Here is a 3,028-nt window from a genome sequence, read left to right as displayed (position 1 = left end):
ATGAGCCGCTTGGGCCAGGAGGCGGGAGCCTCCAGCGTCGAGCTGATCATCTTCTTCCCGCTGCTCCTGCTGGTCGTGCTGATCACGGTGCAGGTGGCCCTGACCTGGTACGGCAACGAGGTCGCCATCGCGACCGCCCGTGAGGTGGCCCGGGAGGCGCGCGTGAGCTCCAAGGAGGGCGACCGCACCGCGGCGGCCAAGGCCAACGGCGTCGACTACGCCCGCAGGGTCGGCGGCAAGGCGCTCACCGACATCACGATCGACGTCTCCTCCACGAGCGACCAGGTCACGGTGCGCGTCTCCGGGAAGGCCCTGGACGTCGTCGCCGGCATGTCGCCGCGCGTCAAGGCCTCGGTGACCTCAGAGCGGGAGACCTTCCGGAGCGACCGATGAAACACCTCAGAAAGAAGCAGGCCCGGCGCCGCGCCATGGAGGCGGCCGCCTCGGAGAGGGGAACCATGTCCATCGAGATGGTGGTCCTCATCCCGGTGCTGCTGCTCATCACCATGGTGGCCGTCGCCGGGGGGCGCATCGTCTCCGCCCAGGGGATGGTCGAGGCCGCGTCACGCGACGCCGCCCGGGCCGCCTCCATGGAGCGCTCGGTGGGCGCCGCCAACACGGCCGCCAACCAGAGCCTGTCCCGGGCGGACACCGCTAACGCCAACTGCTCGGCCGGCGTCGACGTCGGCGGGTTCCGCCGCGGCGGAACCGTCAGGGTCTCGGTCAGCTGCCACGTCAAGCTTTCCGACCTGGGACTGATCTTCCTGCCCGGAACCACCGTGGTCAGGGCGGAGTCGAGCGCGCCGGTGGACCAGTGGAGGGGGACGAGATGAGCCTGACGGCGGTCTTCAGGGAGCACCGCGAGCACCCGGAGCGGGGCTCGCTATCCGTCTACGTCGTCATTATCGCGGCGGTCCTCATGCTCGTGGCGGGGCTGTGCATCGAGGGCGGACGCGTCCTCAACGCGCGCGCCACCATGGCGGACCAGGCCGAACAGGCGGCCCGTGCCGGGGTGCAGCAGCTGAGCATGGCGAAGCTGCGCGGCTCCGGTGAGGCCTCGACGGACCCGTCAGCGGCCTCGTCGGCGGCCCGGAGCTACCTGGCCCGCAGTGGCGCCGCCAAGACCTCGACGGTCAAGGCCTCCTCCGACCGGGTCTCGGTCACCGTCGAACGCGACGTCCCCACCACGATGCTGCGACTGGTCGGCGTCCCATCCATTCACGTCTCCGTGACCGGGGAGGCCCACAACGCCTTCGGCCCCGAGAAGGGGCAGAGGCCTGGATTGCCGAGGACGGGCAACGCCTTCGGCCCTGAGAGGAGGCAGAACCCATGACCACCCCATCGAGGCGGCGCCGTGCCCAGGCCGCCGGCCCTCAGCGATTCAGGGCGCCCGTGCGCAGCACCCGGCCCCCGGTGTGGCGCTCCGTGGTCGCCGGCCTCGTGCTGGCCGGAGTCATCATCGGCCTGCCCGTGGTCCTGCTGGCCACCGTGGGGCCCCCACCGCTGCCGACCAGTCTGGACACGAACGCCCTGCTCACCCAGGCTGTCTCCTTCGACGTCGTCGTGGGCGTCCTCGTCTGGGTGCTCTATCTGGCCTGGCTGCAGTTCACGGTGTGCACCTTGGTGGAGGTCGTCTCCGCCATCAAGGGGCACGGTGTGCCCGGGCACGTCCCGCTGTCGGGCGGCGTGCAGTCACTGGTGCGCCGGCTCGTCGCCTCCGTCCTGCTCCTGGGCGCCGTCAGCGGCCCGGTCGCCGCGGCCGCCGCCCCCCTCGCCGAGGAGCCGACCCCGGCGGTCTCGGTGAGCCAGGAGGTCGTCTCGCAGCAGTCCGCCGTCGACGCCACCCAGGCCGATGGCGCCGCGGCGACGTCGCAGAGCGACGAGAGCGGCCACCAGTACATGCGCTACGTGGTGGACGGGGTCGAGCTCGACCCGGAGATCGGCTCCCAGCTCGTGGGGCAGAGGGTGTACATCGTTCAGCCCCCCGACGGCCGCTACCACGACAACCTGTGGGACATCGCCGAGCGCAACCTCGGTGACGGGCGCGCCTACGCCCAGATCTACGACCTCAACGCCGGGCGCGAGCAGGCCGACGGCGGCTCCCTGGAGCTGGCCCGACTCATCCAGCCCGGCTGGCTGCTGGTCATGCCCGAGTCGGCCACCTCCGTGGCCAGGGTCGAGGCCATCCCCACCGATCCGGCACCGGCCGCCCCGGCTCCGCAGTCTCCGACGCCGTCGCAGCAGCAGGGCGCCAACCAGCTTCCGGCCGGGCTCGGGCACGAGTTGCGGGACATCACACCGGTCCAGCTGCCGGCGATCGGCTCGCTGCTGGCCGCCTCCCTGGTCTCGGTGCTCATCGCCAAGCGCCGGCAGCTGGTGGGCGCCGTCAACGAGGACTCCGCCGAGCTGGAGCGCCTCCTGCGGGTGGGTGCCGACGAGAGCCGCTCGCGGCGTCTGAACGCCGTCCTGCGCTCCCTGGACGACCTCCCCGGGAGTCCCCGCCCCTACGCCGTCGCCATCGACGACGACGCCTGCTACCTGCGCATGGCGCGCCCCCTGACCGATGCCCCCGCCCCGTGGCGGGCCCAGGACGAGGGGATGACCTGGGCGCTGCGCGCGGGCAACGAGCCGCCGCTGAACGACCGGTCCTGCCCGCTGCCGGGCCTGGTGACGGTGGGACGTACGCCTGCCGGCGCCGACATCCTCATCGACCTGGCCTTCGCCGACGGGGACGTGACCGTCACCGGGGACCCGGCCATGGCCGCCGAGGTCGTCTCCGCCCTCGCCCTGGAGCTGTGCACCAACCCCTGGTCGCGGGACGCCGCGGTGGTCGGGACCGGCCTGTCCGCCACCTTGCACCGGGTCGCGGGCGAGCGCCTGCAGACCCCGGAGAGTCTCATGGGGCAGACGGCCCTGCCCGGGGTCGGCGGGGTCCTCACCGGACGCCGCCCCGAGACGCAGACGACCTTCATGTTCGTCGGCGACGGGGCGACGCCCCCGCCGCTGCCGCCGGGGCGCAGTTACGCCC

At 72.7% G+C, this 3,028-nt stretch carries 4 protein-coding genes; all 4 read left to right on the top strand.

All coding sequences use genetic code 11. From position 1 onward, the window contains the following. On the top strand, positions 1-393 hold a 393-nt coding region (locus RWR81_RS13255; protein WP_314458179.1), incomplete at its 5' end, for a TadE/TadG family type IV pilus assembly protein. Next, positions 390-833, top strand: a complete 444-nt coding sequence (locus RWR81_RS13250; protein WP_314458178.1) for a pilus assembly protein — start codon at positions 390-392, stop codon at positions 831-833. The genes RWR81_RS13255 and RWR81_RS13250, both read left to right, overlap by 4 nt. After that, on the top strand, positions 830-1,333 hold the full coding sequence (locus tag RWR81_RS13245; protein WP_314458177.1) for a pilus assembly protein: 504 nt from the start codon (positions 830-832) through the stop codon (positions 1,331-1,333). The genes RWR81_RS13250 and RWR81_RS13245 overlap by 4 nt, the downstream gene beginning before the upstream one ends. Beyond that, positions 1,330-3,028 (top strand): LysM peptidoglycan-binding domain-containing protein (locus RWR81_RS13240; protein WP_399498459.1); only part of this gene is annotated, 1,699 nt, incomplete at its 3' end. The genes RWR81_RS13245 and RWR81_RS13240, both read left to right, overlap by 4 nt.

Origin of the sequence: uncultured Actinomyces sp. (genome assembly GCF_963526355.1) — a bacterium.
Taxonomy (GTDB): Bacteria; Actinomycetota; Actinomycetes; order Actinomycetales; family Actinomycetaceae; genus Actinomyces.
Note: the sequence above shows the minus strand (reverse complement) of the source record. Positions and strands in the feature narration are given on the sequence as shown.

Bases quoted from the DNA above. Each gene is read 5' to 3' on its own strand.
- RWR81_RS13250 (WP_314458178.1), top strand. From the start codon at position 390: ATGAAACACCTCAGAAAGAAGCAGGCCCGGCGCCGCGCCATGGAGGCG.
- RWR81_RS13245 (WP_314458177.1), top strand. From the start codon at position 830: ATGAGCCTGACGGCGGTCTTCAGGGAGCACCGCGAGCACCCGGAGCGG.